The organism is Streptomyces sp. NPDC051310 (assembly GCF_044455245.1).
Lineage (GTDB): Bacteria > Actinomycetota > Actinomycetes > Streptomycetales > Streptomycetaceae > Streptomyces.
In genome coordinates, this window is the sequence record NZ_JBITEO010000016.1 from 1 (window position 1) to 15,302 (window position 15,302).

14 protein-coding genes, 1 pseudogene and 1 riboswitch are annotated in these 15,302 nt (G+C 73.1%); of the genes and pseudogenes, 8 read left to right on the forward strand and 7 right to left on the reverse strand.

Translation table 11 applies throughout. The features are described 5' to 3' along the window. Positions 1-241: pseudogene (gene dnaK / locus ACIA79_RS22550) on the forward strand (molecular chaperone DnaK); the annotation flags it as partial. Beyond that, positions 238-846 carry a nucleotide exchange factor GrpE gene (gene grpE / locus ACIA79_RS22555; RefSeq protein WP_399430131.1) on the forward strand — a complete coding sequence of 203 codons (609 nt, stop codon included), beginning with the start codon at positions 238-240 and terminating at the stop codon, positions 844-846. The pseudogene dnaK and the gene grpE, both read left to right, overlap by 4 nt. A 189-nt stretch (positions 847-1,035) precedes the next feature. Here the strand turns inward: grpE and ACIA79_RS22560 are convergent, their stop codons facing one another. After that, positions 1,036-3,258 carry an NADP-dependent isocitrate dehydrogenase gene (locus ACIA79_RS22560; RefSeq protein ID WP_399430132.1) on the reverse strand — a complete coding sequence of 741 codons (2,223 nt, stop codon included), beginning with the start codon at positions 3,256-3,258 and terminating at the stop codon, positions 1,036-1,038. Between the two features lie 314 nt (positions 3,259-3,572). On the opposite strand from ACIA79_RS22560, the gene ACIA79_RS22565 reads away from it, so the two are divergent. Genes ACIA79_RS22565 through ACIA79_RS22580 form a run of 4 tightly spaced genes read left to right on the forward strand, consistent with a single transcriptional unit; the run spans position 3,573 to position 7,396 of the window. Further along, a complete protein-coding gene (locus tag ACIA79_RS22565) occupies positions 3,573-6,041 on the forward strand; it encodes a nitrate- and nitrite sensing domain-containing protein (RefSeq protein ID WP_399430133.1) in 2,469 nt (822 codons plus the stop codon). Next, positions 6,038-6,439, forward strand: a complete 402-nt coding sequence (locus ACIA79_RS22570; protein ID WP_399430134.1) for a roadblock/LC7 domain-containing protein — start codon at positions 6,038-6,040, stop codon at positions 6,437-6,439. Before ACIA79_RS22565 ends, ACIA79_RS22570 begins: the two co-directional genes overlap by 4 nt. Then, entirely contained in the window at positions 6,439-6,804 is a 366-nt protein-coding gene (locus ACIA79_RS22575; RefSeq protein ID WP_399430135.1) for a DUF742 domain-containing protein, read from the forward strand. Before ACIA79_RS22570 ends, ACIA79_RS22575 begins: the two co-directional genes overlap by 1 nt. Continuing rightward, complete coding sequence (locus tag ACIA79_RS22580) at positions 6,791-7,396, forward strand: GTP-binding protein (RefSeq protein WP_399430137.1); 606 nt, start codon at positions 6,791-6,793, stop codon at positions 7,394-7,396. The genes ACIA79_RS22575 and ACIA79_RS22580 overlap by 14 nt, the downstream gene beginning before the upstream one ends. Here the strand turns inward: ACIA79_RS22580 and ACIA79_RS22585 are convergent. Beyond that, positions 7,368-8,642, reverse strand: coding sequence for a Tm-1-like ATP-binding domain-containing protein (locus tag ACIA79_RS22585; protein WP_399430138.1), 1,275 nt, complete (start codon positions 8,640-8,642; stop codon positions 7,368-7,370). The genes ACIA79_RS22580 and ACIA79_RS22585 overlap by 29 nt on opposite strands. A gap of 449 nt (positions 8,643-9,091) precedes the next feature. Then, positions 9,092-9,255, forward strand: a riboswitch (cyclic di-AMP (ydaO/yuaA leader). Positions 9,256-9,257: 2 nt separating this feature from the next. Here ACIA79_RS22585 and ACIA79_RS22590 point away from each other — a divergent pair. After that, positions 9,258-10,052, forward strand: coding sequence for a transglycosylase SLT domain-containing protein (locus tag ACIA79_RS22590; RefSeq protein WP_399430139.1), 795 nt, complete (start codon positions 9,258-9,260; stop codon positions 10,050-10,052). A gap of 178 nt (positions 10,053-10,230) precedes the next feature. Here the strand turns inward: ACIA79_RS22590 and ACIA79_RS22595 are convergent, their stop codons facing one another. Beyond that, entirely contained in the window at positions 10,231-11,247 is a 1,017-nt protein-coding gene (locus ACIA79_RS22595; protein ID WP_399430140.1) for an isopenicillin N synthase family dioxygenase, read from the reverse strand. Between the two features lie 499 nt (positions 11,248-11,746). On the opposite strand from ACIA79_RS22595, the gene ACIA79_RS22600 reads away from it, so the two are divergent. Then, positions 11,747-11,980 carry a DUF5133 domain-containing protein gene (locus tag ACIA79_RS22600; RefSeq protein ID WP_399430141.1) on the forward strand — a complete coding sequence of 78 codons (234 nt, stop codon included), beginning with the start codon at positions 11,747-11,749 and terminating at the stop codon, positions 11,978-11,980. Between the two features lie 129 nt (positions 11,981-12,109). Here the strand turns inward: ACIA79_RS22600 and ACIA79_RS22605 are convergent, their stop codons facing one another. The 4 genes from ACIA79_RS22605 to ACIA79_RS22620 all read right to left on the reverse strand — a co-directional run bounded on the left by ACIA79_RS22605 (position 12,110) and on the right by ACIA79_RS22620 (position 15,302). Then, positions 12,110-12,397 carry a hypothetical protein gene (locus tag ACIA79_RS22605; protein WP_399430262.1) on the reverse strand — a complete coding sequence of 96 codons (288 nt, stop codon included), beginning with the start codon at positions 12,395-12,397 and terminating at the stop codon, positions 12,110-12,112. A gap of 145 nt (positions 12,398-12,542) precedes the next feature. Beyond that, complete coding sequence (locus tag ACIA79_RS22610; protein WP_399430142.1) at positions 12,543-13,148, reverse strand: hypothetical protein; 606 nt, start codon at positions 13,146-13,148, stop codon at positions 12,543-12,545. A gap of 165 nt (positions 13,149-13,313) precedes the next feature. Beyond that, positions 13,314-14,069, reverse strand: a complete 756-nt coding sequence (locus ACIA79_RS22615) for a class I SAM-dependent methyltransferase (protein WP_399430143.1) — start codon at positions 14,067-14,069, stop codon at positions 13,314-13,316. 42 nt (positions 14,070-14,111) lie between these two features. Then, positions 14,112-15,302 carry an aminotransferase class V-fold PLP-dependent enzyme gene (locus tag ACIA79_RS22620; protein WP_399430144.1) on the reverse strand — a complete coding sequence of 397 codons (1,191 nt, stop codon included), beginning with the start codon at positions 15,300-15,302 and terminating at the stop codon, positions 14,112-14,114.

Below are 15,302 nucleotides of genomic sequence, written 5' to 3' on the forward strand. Positions count from 1 at the left end.
GGAGAAGCTGAAGGGCGAGGACACCGCGGAGATCCGCACCGCCACCGAGAAGGTCGCGGCCGTCTCCCAGAAGCTCGGCCAGGCGATGTACGCCGGCGCGCAGGGGTCCGCCGGCGCCCAGGCCGCCGGGGGCGCCGGCGGTGCCGGTGAGGCTCCCGGTGCCGCGCAGGATGCCGCTGCCGACGACGTGGTCGACGCCGAGATCGTCGACGACGACAAGCCGAAGGGGGACACGGGGTGAGCCGCCTGACCGACGTCTCCAGCGGGCCCGGCACCCCGCTGATGCTCACCGGGCCGGGTCCCGCCCGCGCCCCCGCGCCCGCCGAGCGGCCGGCCCGCCGGGAGCGCCCGCCCCGGGCCGTCGGCCCCGCGCCGGTCCAGGACCCCGCCCTCCAGGCGACCCTGCGCGAGCGCACGGCCGACCTCCAGCGGCTGAAGGCCGAGTACGACAACTACCGCAAGCGGGTCCGCCGCGACCGCGCCGCGGTGCACGGGATCGCCGTGGCCAATGTGCTCGCCCGGTTCCTGCCGGTGCTCGACGCGCTGGACGCCGCCGCCGACCAGGGCGAGGTGACCGGCGGCTTCCAGCAGGTGGCGCGGGCCCTGGAGACGGAGCTGAGCGCGCTGGGCCTGCTGCCCGTGGGCGCGGTGGGCGACCCGTTCGACCCGCTGGTGCACGAGGCCGTCGCGTACCACCCGTGCCACTGGTTCGACCGGCCCACGTGCACCGTGGTGCTGCGGCCGGGGTACGCGGTCGGCGAGCACCTCCTGCGGCCGGCCACGGTCGTGGTCGCCGGGCCGCCGCCCGGCGAGCGGACGGCCACCGCCTCGGGGCCCGTTCCCTGAGCGCGGTGTTCCGACGAGGGGGCCGGGGGTGACGGCCCGGCCCTCTCGGCCGCGCGCCTGCCGCGGACCCCTGTCCTTGCGGAACGGACCGCCCGGAACACGACCGCCCGGGAACACGACCGCCCCGGCCGGGCAGGATGCCGGCCGGGGCGGAACGGTGCCTCAGGGGCGCGCGGAGGGACGCCGGGCTCAGGCCAGGGTCGCGAGAACCTGGTTGAGGGTCTCCGACGGGCGCATCACGGCCGCGGCCTTGGCCGGGTCCGGGTGGTAGTAGCCGCCGATGTCGACCGGCTTGCCCTGGACCGCGATCAGCTCGTCGACGATCTTCTGCTCGTTGTCGGTGAGCGTCTGGGCGACCGTGGCGAACGCCTTGGCCAGCTCCGCGTCGTCGGTCTGCTTGGCCAGCTCCTGGGCCCAGTACATGGCCAGGTAGAAGTGGCTGCCGCGGTTGTCGATGCCGCCGAGGCGGCGGGAGGGCGACTTGTCCTCGTTCAGGAACGTGCCGGTCGCGCGGTCCAGCGTGTCCGCGAGGACCTGGGCGCGGGCGTTGCCCTCCTTCTGCGCGAGGTGCTCGAAGCTGACGGCGAGGGCGAGGAACTCGCCCAGGCTGTCCCAGCGCAGGTAGTTCTCCTTGACCAGCTGCTGGACGTGCTTGGGGGCCGAGCCGCCGGCGCCCGTCTCGAACAGGCCGCCGCCGTTCATCAGCGGGACGACCGAGAGCATCTTGGCGCTGGTGCCGAGCTCGAGGATCGGGAACAGGTCGGTGAGGTAGTCACGCAGCACGTTGCCGGTGACGGAGATCGTGTTCTCGCCGCGGCGGATGCGCTCCAGGGAGAACGCGGTGGCCTCCACCGGCGACATGATCTCGATCTGCAGGCCCTCGGTGTCGTGCTCCTGCAGGTACTGCTTGACCTTGGTGATGAGCTGGGCGTCGTGCGCGCGGCTCTCGTCGAGCCAGAACACGGCCGGGTCACCGGTGGCGCGGGCGCGGGTGACGGCGAGCTTCACCCAGTCCTTGATCGGCGCGTCCTTGGTCTGGCAGGCGCGGAAGATGTCGCCGGCGGAGACGGTCTGCTCCAGGACGACGTTGCCGGCCTGGTCGACCAGGCGGACGGTGCCGGTGGTGGGGATCTCGAAGGTCTTGTCGTGGCTGCCGTACTCCTCGGCCTTCTGCGCCATCAGGCCGACGTTCGGCACGGAGCCCATGGTGGACGGGTCGAAGGCGCCGTGGGCGCGGCAGTCGTCGATGACGGCCTGGTAGACGCCGGAGTAGCTGCTGTCCGGCAGGACCGCGAGGGTGTCGTGCTCCTGGCCGTCCGGGCCCCACATGTGGCCGGAGGTGCGGATCATGGCCGGCATGGAGGCGTCGACGATGACGTCGCTCGGGACGTGCAGGTTGGTGATGCCCTTGTCGGAGTCGACCATGGCCAGCTCGGGGCCCTCGGCGAGCTCGGCCTCGAAGGAGGCCTTGATCTCGGCGCCCAGGTGCGGGACGCCGTCCAGGCCCTTGAGGAGGGCACCCAGACCGTCGTTCGGGGACAGGCCGGCGGCGGCCAGCGCCTCGCCGTACTTCGCGAAGGTCTTGGGGAAGAAGGCCCGTACGACGTGGCCGAAGACGATGGGGTCGGAGACCTTCATCATCGTGGCCTTCAGGTGCACGGAGAAGAGGATGCCCTCCTCCTTGGCGCGCGCCACCTGCGCGGTCAGGAACTCGCGGAGCGCCGCGACGCGCATGACCGAGGCGTCGACGACCTCGCCCGCGAGGACCGGGACCGACTCGCGCAGGACGGTGGTGGTGCCGTCGTCGCCCACCAGCTCGATGCGCAGCGCGCCGTCCTCGGTGACGACCGTGGACTTCTCGGTGGAGCGGAAGTCGTTCTCGCCCATCGTCGCGACGTTGGTCTTCGACTCGGACGTCCACGCACCCATGCGGTGCGGGTGGGCCTTGGCGTAGTTCTTGACCGACGCGGGGGCGCGGCGGTCGGAGTTGCCCTCGCGCAGGACCGGGTTCACGGCGCTGCCCTTGACCTTGTCGTAGCGGGCGCGGATGTCGCGCTCCTCGTCGGTCTTCGGGTCGTCCGGGTAGTCCGGGAGCGCGTAGCCCTGCTGCTGCAGCTCGGCGACCGCGGCCTTCAGCTGCGGGATGGAGGCCGAGATGTTCGGCAGCTTGATGATGTTGGCGTCGGGGGTCTTGGCCAGCTCACCCAGCTCGGCGAGCGCGTCGTCGATGCGCTGGCCCTCCTGCAGGTACTCCGGGAACCCGGCGATGATCCGGCCCGCCAGGGAGATGTCACGCGTCTCCACGGTGACACCGGCCGTCGAGGCATACGCCTGGACCACGGGCAGGAACGAGTACGTCGCCAGGGCCGGGGCCTCGTCGGTGTGCGTATAGATGATGGTCGAGTCAGTCACCGGGTGCTCCGCTCCACGTCTGTAACATTGCTCGACATCAAGATATCTCGTGATCGACCCCTGTTCGACAGGACCCCGGTCACGGATGTCGCCCGCCCGGTCCCGCGATCCGGCACCCGCCCGGCCGAACCGTCCCGGCGCCCTACCACGCAGGGAGCACGGAGGCAACGTCTCCCTTTCTGCGCGTGGCTGGTTATGATCGGCATCCTTCTCGTCCCCGCGCCGAAGCCGGACCGGCCGTCCCCGAGCCCCTCCCCCAGGGCTGCGCCGTGCCCGGCTGCCGGTCGGTCCCCGCTTCTCCGCTCCGAGGGCTGATGTCTCCCATAGAACCCGGCACCGCACCCGAAGGACCGCCGACCCCGCCGGAACCACGCCGGCGCCGGCGCACCGTACGCCTCCGGACCCTCCTCGTCCTGCTGGCGGTGGTGCCCACCGTGGCGATGGGCACCCAGGTCGCCGTCACCGCGGACCGGTTGCTGGACCAGTCGCACCACCTGCGCGCGGACGTGGCGGCGGGCCAGCGGATCGGCGCGCCCCTGTACCGGCTGCTGGGCGCGATGCAGGCCGAGCGGGCGGCGAGCGCCGCCCGCTGGTCGGGCGCGTCCGTGCCGGAGCAGGAGCTGGAGGACCGGCGGGCGGCCACCGACCGCGCGGTGGCGGAGTTCCGCCGGGCCGCGGGACCGGGCGCCCGGTCCGAGGAGGCGCGCCGACGCCTCCAGGAGGTGACGGAGGGCCTGGACGACCTGGCCCCCTACCGGGAGCGGACGGACCTGCGCACCGGCAGCGCCGACAGCACGGTCGTGTACTACACGAACGTCATCGGCCAGATGATCCGGTTCTACCAGGACGAGTTCAGCCACACCGAGGACGCCGAGCTCACGCTGGAGAGCCGGGTCGTGGTCACGATGTACTCGGCGTCGGAGATGCTGGCGCGGCAGGACACGCTCCTGGCGCTGGCCGGGCCGTCCCGGGAGCTGAGCGCGACGCAGTTCTCGGACTTCGTCAACGCGGTCGGCGCCCACCGCTATCTGTACGACACCTGGGTCGTTCCGCAGCTGCCGCCCGCGGAGAGCGAGCTGTACGCGCAGCTCGTCGGCTCGGACGCGTGGCAGACCAAGGTCCGTATCGAGAACACCGTCATGTCCGACCACAAGGACATCGAGTTCGGCGTGCGGCTGCCGCGCGAGGTCACCGGCTGGCGGGCCGCGCAGGCCGTGTGGGGCGCCCGGCTGGACGCGCTGAACACCGCGCGGTCCCAGGGGCTGCTGGCGCGTGCCGACGCGAAGGCCGACGAGCTGGAGTCCGAGGTCACCTGGCTGATCACGGCCAGCGCGGGCGCGCTGCTGCTGGTCGCGGCGGGCGTCGTCGTCATCACGCGCTCGATGCTGCGGCGTCTGCGCCGGCTGCACGAGCGCACGGTGACCATCGCCGAGGAGACCCTGCCGGACGTCGTCGACCGGCTCCAGCGCGGGCTGCCCGTCGACTCCGGCGCCCTGCCCTCGGTCACCGGGAACCGGGACGAAGTCGGGCGGATCAGCGATGCGTTCGCGCGGGTCGTCGCCGTGTCCGTGGACGGCCACCGGCAACTGGCGGCGGAGCGTCACGGTTTCGGGATGTTCGCCGCGGGCATCGCCTCCCGCACCGGCAACCTGGTGAGCCGGCAGCTGACCCTGACCGAGGAGCTGCAGGACACCTTCGGGCACGACGAGACGCTGCTCGCCCGGTTGATGCGGTCCGACCAGCTGACGGTGGGGATGCGGCGGCAGATCGAGAACCTGCTCATCCTCGCGGGTGGGGAGATCCCCGATCCGCACACCGATCCCATGCGCGTCGCCGATCTGCTGCGGGAGGCCGCCGCGGAGGTGGAGGACTTCCGGCGCATCGAGCGGCAGGCACTGGACGAGATCAGCGTGGAACCGCGGGTGATCAGCCAGATCAGCCATCTGCTCGCCGAGCTGCTGGACAACGCGACCCGCTTCTCGCCGCCGCGCTCGAAGGTGGTCATCCGGGCCGAGCTGGTCACCGACGGGCTGTCGGTGGAGATCGAGGACCGGGGGCCCCGGGTCACGCCCGCGGCGTACGAGGAGATGAACGGGCGCCTGCACTCCGCGCCGCCGTACGCCGTCCTCGCCGAGAACGCCCACCGGCTCGGGCTCTTCGTCGTCGGCCACCTCGCCGACCGGCTCGGAGCCACGGTGACGCTGCGCCGGTCGGTCTACGGCGGGACCTCGGCCGTGGTGATCGTCCCGGCCGAGCACCTCGTACCGACCGGGCCCGGGAAGGACCGCGACGGCCGCGGCGCGGCGGGGAGCGGCGGGGAGCGGGAGCCGGTGCGCGCAGCGGTGACACCGCCGTCCGCGCCCGCCTCGGCCGGCGGACCGGCCACCGCGCACGAGACCTCCACCGCTCACGAGCCCGCGCCCGAGGCCGCGCGGGTGCCCGCGCAGCCGGGCCGGGCGGCTCTGCCGCGCCGTGCGGAGGGCAGTGCCGGGCCGGTGCCGCTCGCCGGCGCCGCCGGGCTGCCCGTGCGCCGCACGCAGCAGCGGGCGCAGGACGCTCCGCCGGTACGGCCCGCGGCGCCGGGGGACGGAGGCGGCGCCCGGCCGCCCCTCCCCGAGCGCGTGCCGCAGACCCACATGGTCCGGCAACTGCGCGAGCCTCGCGCACCGGAAGCAACGGTCGCCCCCGACACGGCGACCCCCGAGGAAGTGGCCGACGCCTGGTCGGACTACGAACACGGAACCCAGCAAGTCGAACAAGAGCTCCGACGGGATCAGCCATGACGACACCGAACGACATGATCTACAGCGTCCTGGACAACAACCTGAGCAGGATCGCCGGCATCCAGGGCGCCGTGCTGCTGTCCAACGACGGGATCAAACTCAGCGCCTACCTGCTGGACCGGCCCCAGGCCGAGCGCGTCGCCGCGGCGGCCTCCGGCATCGCGGCCACGATGAAGGCGATCTCCCGGGAGATCGACGGGGGCCGGGTGATCCGCCAGCTGGTGGAGATGGACGACCGGTACCTGTGCATCGTGGGCTGCGGCGAGGGCAGCACCCTCATCGTCGTGACCTCGCGCAAGGCGCGCCTCGGCGAGCTGGGCGGCGAGGCCGTGCGCACCGCGCAGGCGCTGGGCGAGTGGCTGGGGACGCCCGAACGCACCGAGACGTCCACGTCGTAATGGCGGACGAGCCGCCCCGCGCGGGCCGCCGGCGGACGCGGCTGTACGCCCTGACCGACGGCCGTACGGCAGCTCCGCACACCGCCCTGACCATGGACACCACGATCACGGCGGCCGTCGCCGCGGACGCGCGGGGCGGCCTGCCCTCGGAGTGGCAGGCCGTCCTGGCCATGTGTCCGCCGCCCGGCGGGCTGGCGGTCGCGGAGATCGCGGCCCGGATGCGTATGCGCCTGACTCCGACGACGCTCCTCCTCGGCGAGCTCGCGGACCGCGGGCTGATCCACCACCGGCCGCCGCTGGAGGAGTCCGAGACCACCGATGCCCGTCTGCTCATGAGAATCAGGGACAACCTTGCCCGTATCTGACCCCCGGTCCCCGTCCCGGGAAGCGCCGTCCGCGGAAGCGGCCCCCGTCAAGATCCTCGTCGCCGGGGGCTTCGGCGTCGGGAAGACGACACTGGTCGAGACGATCTCGGAGATCGAGCCGCTGCGCACGGAGGAGCGGCTGACGGCCGCGGGCGTCGGCGTCGACGACCTCGACGGCATCGAGTCCAAGGCCGTGACCACGGTGGCGATGGACTTCGGCCGGATCACCCTCACCGACGCCGGTGTGGTCCTCTACCTGTTCGGTACGCCCGGCCAGGAGCGCTTCTGGTTCATGTGGGACGACCTGCTGAACGGCGCGCTCGGAGCGGTCGTGCTCGTGGACACGCGGCGCCTGGACCGCAGCTTCCCGGCCGTCGACTTCTTCGAGAGCCGGGGACTGCCCTTCGTCGTGGGCGCCAACTGCTTCCACGGCGAACAGCCCTACACCGTCGAGGAGATCAGGGCGGCTCTGCGGCTGGGCGACCCGGACACGCCGGTCCTGCTGCTGGACGCCCGGTCACGGGGCGACGTCCGGGACGCGCTGCTGTCGCTGCTCGACCTGCTCATCGCGAAGGCCTCGGCACCTGCCTGACCGGTGCGCCGCTGATCATGCGGTGCAGCAGGTCGGAGGCGGCACGGCCGAACGCCGGGTCGTTGATGTGCGTGTCGATCTCGACGACGTCGACGGCGCTGCCGCGCAGCCCGTCGCGCAGGGCCCCGAACAGCGCTTCGTCCGCGGCCGGGTCGTGGTACGGCCCGCCCGGCTCCCCCAGCGTGGACAGTCCGCGCAGGGGCAGGCACACGGCGGCCGGGCCGGTGGCGGTCCGCAGCTTCGCCGCCACGCGGCGGCCGAGTTCCGCGCACTCCCGCGGCGTCGTGCGCACCACCGTGATGGACGGGTTGTGCACGCGCATGTCCCGGTCGCGCATCCGCGCGGGAACGGTGTCGGCCGGGCCGAACTTCACCATGTCCAGCGCGCCCGGGGCGACCACCTGGGGGATGCCGCGGCGCCCGGCGGCCTGGAGCCGGTCCGGGCCCGCGGTGAGGATGCCGCCGCAGAGGTCGTCGGCGAGCTCGCTGAGCGTGAGGTCGAGGACGCCCGCGAAAAGTCCCTGCCCGGACAGCGTTTCGAGGGTGCGCCCGCCCGCGCCGCTGGCGTGGAACACGAGCACTTCGTAGCCGAGTCCGGTCAGCCGTTCGCGGGCGGCGTCGACGCCGGGGGTCGTCACGCCCGCCATGCTCGCGGCGACGAGGGGGCGGCCGCCGTTTGCACCGGGGCCGGTGGGCAGCGGGGCCCGGCCGGCCGCGGCGAAGCCCTTCGCCATACCCGCGACGGCGTCGGCGGCGTTGGCGAGGATCGGCGCGGAGACGCTGTTGACGCCCGCGATGTCGACCACGCTGTACATCATGGTGATATCCGCGGAGCCGACGTACGGCGAGACGTCGCCCGCGGCCATGGAGGACACCATCACCTTGGGCACGCCGAGCGGCAGCGCGCGCATGGCGCGGGTCGCGATGGACGTGCCGCCGCTGCCGCCGAGGGCGAGCACACCGTGCAGCCGGCCCTCCCCGTGGAGGCGCAGCACGGTCTCGGCGGCGCCCCGGGCCATCGCGGTGACGGCCGCGCCGCGGTCGCCCTGGGCCCGTAACCGCTCCAGGTCGGCGCCGGCCGCCCGCGCCACGTCGGCCCGGGGCACGTCGGCGGGTATGCGGGGGGATCCGGCCACGCCGGTGTCGACGACCACGACGTCCACGTCGTGGCGCAGCAACCGCTCGCGCAGCCATCCGTACTCCAGCCCTTTGGTGTCCAGGGTGCCCACCAGTACGACGATCGCCATGGAGGCAACTGTCCGGGACATGCGGCGGAGCGGCAAGGTGCGTGCGCGGGGAAGATCGCGGTGCGTTCCCCGCCCGGGTCCGCCGCGGCCGGGGCGGGCGGAGCTCCTCGCGGGTGACCGGCCGACCGCTTCCCGTCACCTCGCCGGATCGGGCACCTTTCGCCTGAATGTCCCGATTACGGATGAGTCAGCCATCTTGCTTGGTTTCCCCCGCATGCCAACATAATTGCCCCTTATACACCGGCCGTGATATGACTCACCTCCGAACCCGGCCTCCTGGAGTCCTCCCCCCTCCATTTCCGCTGTTCGGAAAGAAAGTTGAGTTTCCGGGAGGACGCGAACGATGGCGTTCCCGTAACCGGCCGTGCGTAATTCAGGACTTGTTCGGCCGCGTTGCTCTCGCTTACCGTCACGGTCAATCCGGTCGGACCGCCGAATCCTGCCGCCGCCCGGAATCCGCACCCATCCACTGACGTACGGCAGGAGCGGGGGACCCAGGTAAGCCGCCGGCCCGGAAATACGGGACGGCTCGGGGTGAAGTCGCGCGCTGCGCGGCCGGGCATCTCCAGCCCGAACCCGACAGCTCACCTCGCAGGCGACGGAGAGGAATGTCCCATGCCCGCAAAGGGTAAGCACCGCCGCCCCGGCAACCATCCGATCACCCGGCGTCTCGTCGCCGCGGGCACGGGCGGCGCCGCCCTCGCCCTGCCGCTGTTCGGCGCCACCGCGGCCGAGGCCGCGCCGAACACGGCTCCCTCCGCCGTCGTGGAAAAGGCCGTGACCTCGCCCGTCACCTATTCCGTGATCGCCGGTGACACGCTTTCCAAGATCGCCCGGACACACGAGGTGACCGGGGGCTGGAAAAAGCTGTACGAGGACAACCGCAAGGCCGTCGGTGACAATCCGTCCCTCATTCACCCGGGCCTCAAGCTGACGATCGGCGCCAAGCCGAAGCCGAAGAACGAGGCGAAGGCCGCAGTGAAGACCGCGGTGAAGACCACGGCGAAGGCGAAGGCTGTTTCCACCGCCCCGGCGGAGCGGGCCGACCGCTCCACGCGCACCAGCCTCGCCCCGAAGCCCGTGGCGTACGCGGACAATCTCGACGGCTGGATCAAGGAAGCCCTGGCCATCATGGCCGAGCGCGGAATTCCCGGCACGTACGAGGGAATTCACCGCAACATCATGCGTGAGTCCTCGGGCAACCCGCTGGCCATCAACAACTGGGACTCCAACGCCGCGGCCGGAACTCCGTCCAAGGGCCTCCTCCAGGTCATCGACCCCACGTTCCGCGCCTACCACGTGCCCGGGACGTCCACCGACCCGTACGACCCGGTCGCCAACATCACCGCCGCCTGCAACTACGCCGCCGCCAGGTACGGCTCCATCGACAACGTGAACGGCCCCTACTGACGGGCGCCGTCACTCCCGTCGGGGGCCGGTCCGGGGAACTCACCCCGGACCGGCCCCTTTTGGCGCGTGCGGCGGCCACGCCGACCGGTCCGCGTGCCGCCGTGGACGGCGACGGCCATGAGCGGTGCTGCTCCGGCTCCGTGCAGGCTCCGGCGGGGCGCCCTCCCGCGTCCCGGGGTCAGCCGGCCACGAGTTCGGGGTGGTGACGGCGCGCCACCTCGGGGTGGGCCCGCACCCAGCCCTTGAGTTCGTTGCGGCCGTACTCGGCGTGCAGCGGGTTGTCGAGGTCCTGCGCGACGCCCGGCGCGTGCTCCAGGTAGGCGCCGGGCACGGTCCTGATCACCGCGTCGAGCCGCGGGTTGTAGAAGAACGGCACCGAGAACCGCTCCACCGCACCGGGTGGGCTGACGACCCGGTGGTCCGTCGCGGACAGGTAGCCCTCGGTGGCTATCTCCAGCAGCTCGCCGAGGTTGACGACGAAGGCGCCCGGCAGGGGCGGTACGGCGATGTAGCCGTCTCCCGACCGGACTTGGAGACCGCCCACCTCGTCCTGCAGCAGCAGGGTCAGGAACCCGTAGTCCTTGTGCGCGCCGACGCCCTGGCCGGCGCCCGAGGGGGCCGATCCGGGGTAGCGGATCAGCTTGGTGTGCAGGTGCGGACGGTCGGCGAAGTCCTTGTCGAAGAAGTCCCCGGGCGCACCCAGGGAGGCGAGCAGCTCCCGCAGCAGCCGGTGGGCCACCGCGGCCAGCCGGTCCTGCCAGGCGAGCACGACGGAGCGCAGCTCGGGCAGCGCGGCGGGCCACTGGTTGGGGCCCTCCAGCCACAGGTACGGCGGGTCGCCGGGGCCGATGGGGGGCGCCGGCCGCTCCGCACCCACGTCGAGCTGGTCGCGCCAGTCCGACCGGCCGCCGGTGAGTTCGTGGCCCACGCGGGTGTAGCCGCGGAAGTGGGGCGAGCGCAGGTTGGCGATCGCCAGCCGGTCGGCCTCGGGCAGGGCGAAGAACGCCCTCGTCACGGCCAGGACGCGCTCGGTCTCGGCCGGGCTCACGCCGTGTCCGGTGAGGTGGAAGAACCCGACGTCGCGTGCCGCCTCGTGCAGATCGCGACGGAATGCCGCCCGGGTGAGCGGATCGTCGGCCCGGGACAGATCGATGACGGGGAGGCTGGTGGGCAAGGCAGCGGGCATGGACGGCATGGTGGCCTTCCGTTTCTGGTCTGACGAGGGCCCTGCTCCCTGGGATGGCGGGATCGCGGCGTGCGGAAAGCGGTCGACAGGGGTGAGCCGTGCGTCGTCGGGCGTCCGCGGCAGGGCCGGGTGGAGAGGTGACGGGGTGATCAGGCCTGGGGCGGACAGCCCATGGTCGTGACGCGCGCGTAGTCCACGTGCCGGCGCATCACGAGAAGAGTCACGCGGCGATCATACGACGAATGCCCGGCGCGGACGATGTCCCGCTCGTCACATCACGCCAGCCGGGGCGCCGCCGCCCGGGCCCGCGCCCTCGGCCGGCCGCGGCCGGGAAGTGGCGCATGCCCGCCGATCCGTGCGCCGCACCGAACGCACGACGTATCGCATGCGCGACGCACCGAACGCGCCACGTGTCGCATGCACGACGTGTCGGACGCGGATCGCCGGGTAACAGGTGCGGCACGCGAGACGGAACAGGCACCTGCGGGTGCGGAAAAGGAGAACCGGCGTGCTGATGGCCCACCCCGCGGTCCTGAAGAACCTGGTCGAGCAGTACGAGACGCTGAAGCTGCTGCAGGCCGACGAGGCCGCCAGCCCCGAGGTGCGCCAGCGCATCGACGACATCGCCTACACGCTGTGCGTCTCGACCGGCACGCGCGATGTGGACGCGGCCCTCATCGCGGCCCGCTACCGGCTGCCGGGTGCGCGCCCCGAGGACGACTCCCTGCTGACCAGCGGCTGACCCCGGCTCCCGTCCGGCCGGGCAGCCACCGGGCCCCGGTGGCCCGCGCCGGGGCGACCGGCCCCGCCGGACACGGCGCAGCGGAGGCCGGGCGGCCCCTGCGACCGGTCAGCGGTCAGCGCTCAGGGCTCAGCGGTCGAGAGCTCCGGAGGCCGGGACGGTGGCTCCGCCTCCCGCGCGGACGGCCGCCACCACGGCCTCGTGCAGGACCCGGCTCTCCTCCTCCGTCGTGCACGCCACGGGGCTGCCGGTCATGGCGAACCAGTCGGAGGCCCCGCTGTGCTGCACGGCCACCCGGGCCTCGCCGTCGACCCACGTCGTGTGCACGTCGAGTTCACCGGTGAGCACACCGGCCGTCTCGGTGTGCACACCACCGCGGCCCGCGAAGACCCGGACTGTCGTCCACGATGCCCACATCACGTACCCATGCTCACCCCGCGGGGCCGCTCGCGCGACCCGCGGGCGAGCACGGGATCGGGGCACCCGGGACGCTGCCACGGACCGTTCCCCGCCGTGCGCGGGAGGTCGCGGCGGCCGGCCGCCGCCGGGAGGCCGCGGTCGCTCAGGAGCCGAAGCCGGCTATGCCGAACCCCTCCTTGGCCCGCGCCTGCCGCATCCAGTCCACGCAGGACTCGACGGCCTCCAGCACCTCCGGGTCGAGGGCTTCGCGCTGCTCGGGCGTGCTCGCCTCCCACTGCGCCAGGCCCTGCGCGCACTGCTCCGCGCTCCACTCGCCGTAACCGGGCAGGTCGCGGTGGGGCAGCGGAGCCGGCACGGACCCGTACATGAAGTCGGTGACGGCGACCGCCGTGATCCCCAGGGCGCTCAGCCCCGCGTCCACCTCCTCCAGCCAGGAGCCGCGGAACGGTGAGAAGTGGTTGTTGAACAGGAACCGCCCGTGGAACTCGCAGATCATCCGGTACGCGTAGCCGTACTGGAACGCGAACTCGGGGGCCGCGTCGAACGGTCCGCCGTCGATCACCGCGCGCAGCGCGTCGTACCGGGTGGGGGCGCCGCGCTCGATCTGGTCGGCGAAGTAGTCGTCGTCGTGGGCGAGCCGCTGCTTGAAGCGGCCGCCGATCATCCGTCGCAGCTTCGCGTCGCCGGAGCCGACGGCGCCGCGCACGACGGCCAGGTCGACCAGGTAGGGGCTCAGGGAATAACTCATGATCGCAAGAGTAGAAGGCGCCACCGACAACGCCCCCATGGCCCGCGCCGGTTCACCGCGCGGTGCGGTCCCGCAGCGCCGCCCGCAGGGCCGGCGCCGGCCCCTCGGGCCCGGACTCCGCCGCGGCGCGGAGCCGGCCCCGGGCGGGAAGTGCGTCCCGACGGCTCAGCGGACGGCGACCAGGACGTGGCCGGTGCCGAACTGCCAGACCGTTCCGGCGTCCCGGAAGCCGGCCTCCCGCAGCAGGGCGAGGTGACCGGAGAGGGACAGGTCGTTGCCTTCGCAGCGCGGGTGGCGGCGGTCGTCGTGGGCGGCGAAGAGGGCGGCCAGCTCGGGGTCGGCCGCGACGCCGGACCACCAGGTGTCCCAATCGTCGTGCGCGCGGGCCAGGCGCCGCTCGGTGCGGCGGCGCCCGATGTGCAGGGCGATCCCGGCGACCCCGGCGGAGTCGGGGCGGATGTGGTCGCCGTTCACGAGGACCCCGCCGGGGCGCAGCCGGGCCGCCAGGTCCCGGTAGACCCGGCGCAGGGTGCGTTCGCCGAGGTAGTGGAGGGCCGTCGAGGAGACGGCCGCGTCGAGCGGGCGGGCCGTGCCGAGGGCGTCGAGCCAGCCCGGCGCGCCGATGAGGGCCTCCACGTAGTGGACGGCGGGACCGTAGTGGGCGCGGCCCAGCTCCAGCAGCCGGGGGTCGGCGTCGACGGCGAGCACCCGGGCGCGGGGCATCCGTTCCGCCAGGCGGGCGGCCAGGGAGCCGGGTCCGCAGCCCAGGTCGGCGACGAGGGGCGCGGACCGGTCCGCCGTGACGGCCTCGACCACGTCGGCGATGACCGTGAACGTCTCCTCCCGGTCGACCGCGTACCGCTGTTGCTGGCTGTCCCAGCGCTCCACCCAGCGCGCGGCCGCCACCGTGCTCACACCCATGTTCGCTCGCGCCTCTCCCACACCCGGAAACGGTCATGGAAATCATTGCAGACTGGCGAGCGCGACAAGGAGTCCGTCGACCTCTTCGGGGGTGCTGTAGACGTGCAGGCTGACGCGGACCGAGCCGTCACCGGGGCCGGTGCCCGCCTGGCAGTGGCCGTCGGAGCGGACCATGAAGCCGTGGCTGTACAGGATGAAGCCGAGGTCGTGGGCGCTGATGCCGCGGTGCCGGAAGGTCACGATGCTCCGGCGGCGCTGGACCTCGGAGGCGGCGTCCAGGCTCGCCCGGCAGCCGAGCACCTCGTAGGAGTCCATCCTGGCCAGGCCGTCGGTCAGCCGGGCGGCCAGGGCGACGGTCCACCGTTCGATGCGGTCCGTCCCCGCCGCGTCCAGCCAGTCGAGCGCGGCCGCCAGACCGGCGATGCCGGCGGTGTTCGGGGTGCCCTGCCAGCCGCCGGGCCGCAGTTCGGGGCCGCGCCGGCCGCGCGCCCAGATCGCACCGGTACCGGGCGGCGCCAGCACCTTGTGGCCGGAGAACACGACGAAGTCCACGTCCAGTTCCCGTACGGACACCGGGAGGTGCCCGGCGCTCTGCGCGGCGTCCAGGCAGATCGGCACGTCCGGGCCGACCACCCGGCGGATGCGGTGCACGTTCATGTCGGAGCCGTAGACGTGGTGCACATGGGTGGCGGCGACGAAGCGGGTGCGCGGTCCGGCCACCCGGGCCAGGGCCCGCTCGTCGTAGTCGCCGGAGCCCGTCTGGTACGGCAGCTCCCGTACCCGGACCCGGATGCCCTGGCGTGCCAGCAGCCGGGCCGCCTCCAGCCAGGGCGAGAGGTTCGCCTGGTGGTCGGCGAAGGGGACGACGATCTCGTCGCCGTCGGACAGCAGCCCGGGGAGCCAGTCGCGGGCGACGGTCCGCAGGCCCTCCGACGCCCCGCTGGTGAAGTGCACGGCCGAGTGCGCGGGGTCCGGGTCGTCCAGGAACTCCTTGATCCGCTCCCGGACCCTCTCCACCAGGGCGGTGGTGTGGTTCGCCCACGGGTAGGAGCCGCGGCCGGCGTTCGCGTTCGAGGTGGTCAGATACGTCATGACGGCGTCCAGTACGGCCTGCGGCTTCTGTGCCGTCGCCGCGCTGTCGAGGTACGCCAGCTCCGGATGCCCGGTGATGATCGGGAACTGGGCGCGCAGCGGACGCTGCCAGGGGGTCAGCAGCTCGATGTCGTCGCCCAT

Excerpts from the sequence above, each read along its gene's own strand:
- ACIA79_RS22590 (WP_399430139.1), top strand. The coding sequence starts at position 9,258 with ATGCCCGCAAAGGGTAAGCACCGCCGCCCCGGCAACCATCCGATCACC.
- ACIA79_RS22565 (WP_399430133.1), top strand. The coding sequence starts at position 3,573 with ATGTCTCCCATAGAACCCGGCACCGCACCCGAAGGACCGCCGACCCCG.
- ACIA79_RS22605 (WP_399430262.1), bottom strand. The coding sequence starts at position 12,397 with ATGTGGGCATCGTGGACGACAGTCCGGGTCTTCGCGGGCCGCGGTGGT.
- ACIA79_RS22575 (WP_399430135.1), top strand. The coding sequence starts at position 6,439 with ATGGCGGACGAGCCGCCCCGCGCGGGCCGCCGGCGGACGCGGCTGTAC.
- ACIA79_RS22615 (WP_399430143.1), bottom strand. The coding sequence starts at position 14,069 with ATGGGTGTGAGCACGGTGGCGGCCGCGCGCTGGGTGGAGCGCTGGGAC.
- ACIA79_RS22610 (WP_399430142.1), bottom strand. The coding sequence starts at position 13,148 with ATGAGTTATTCCCTGAGCCCCTACCTGGTCGACCTGGCCGTCGTGCGC.
- ACIA79_RS22620 (WP_399430144.1), bottom strand. The coding sequence starts at position 15,302 with ATGGGCGACGACATCGAGCTGCTGACCCCCTGGCAGCGTCCGCTGCGC.
- ACIA79_RS22585 (WP_399430138.1), bottom strand. The coding sequence starts at position 8,642 with ATGGCGATCGTCGTACTGGTGGGCACCCTGGACACCAAAGGGCTGGAG.
- ACIA79_RS22570 (WP_399430134.1), top strand. The coding sequence starts at position 6,038 with ATGACGACACCGAACGACATGATCTACAGCGTCCTGGACAACAACCTG.
- ACIA79_RS22595 (WP_399430140.1), bottom strand. The coding sequence starts at position 11,247 with ATGCCGTCCATGCCCGCTGCCTTGCCCACCAGCCTCCCCGTCATCGAT.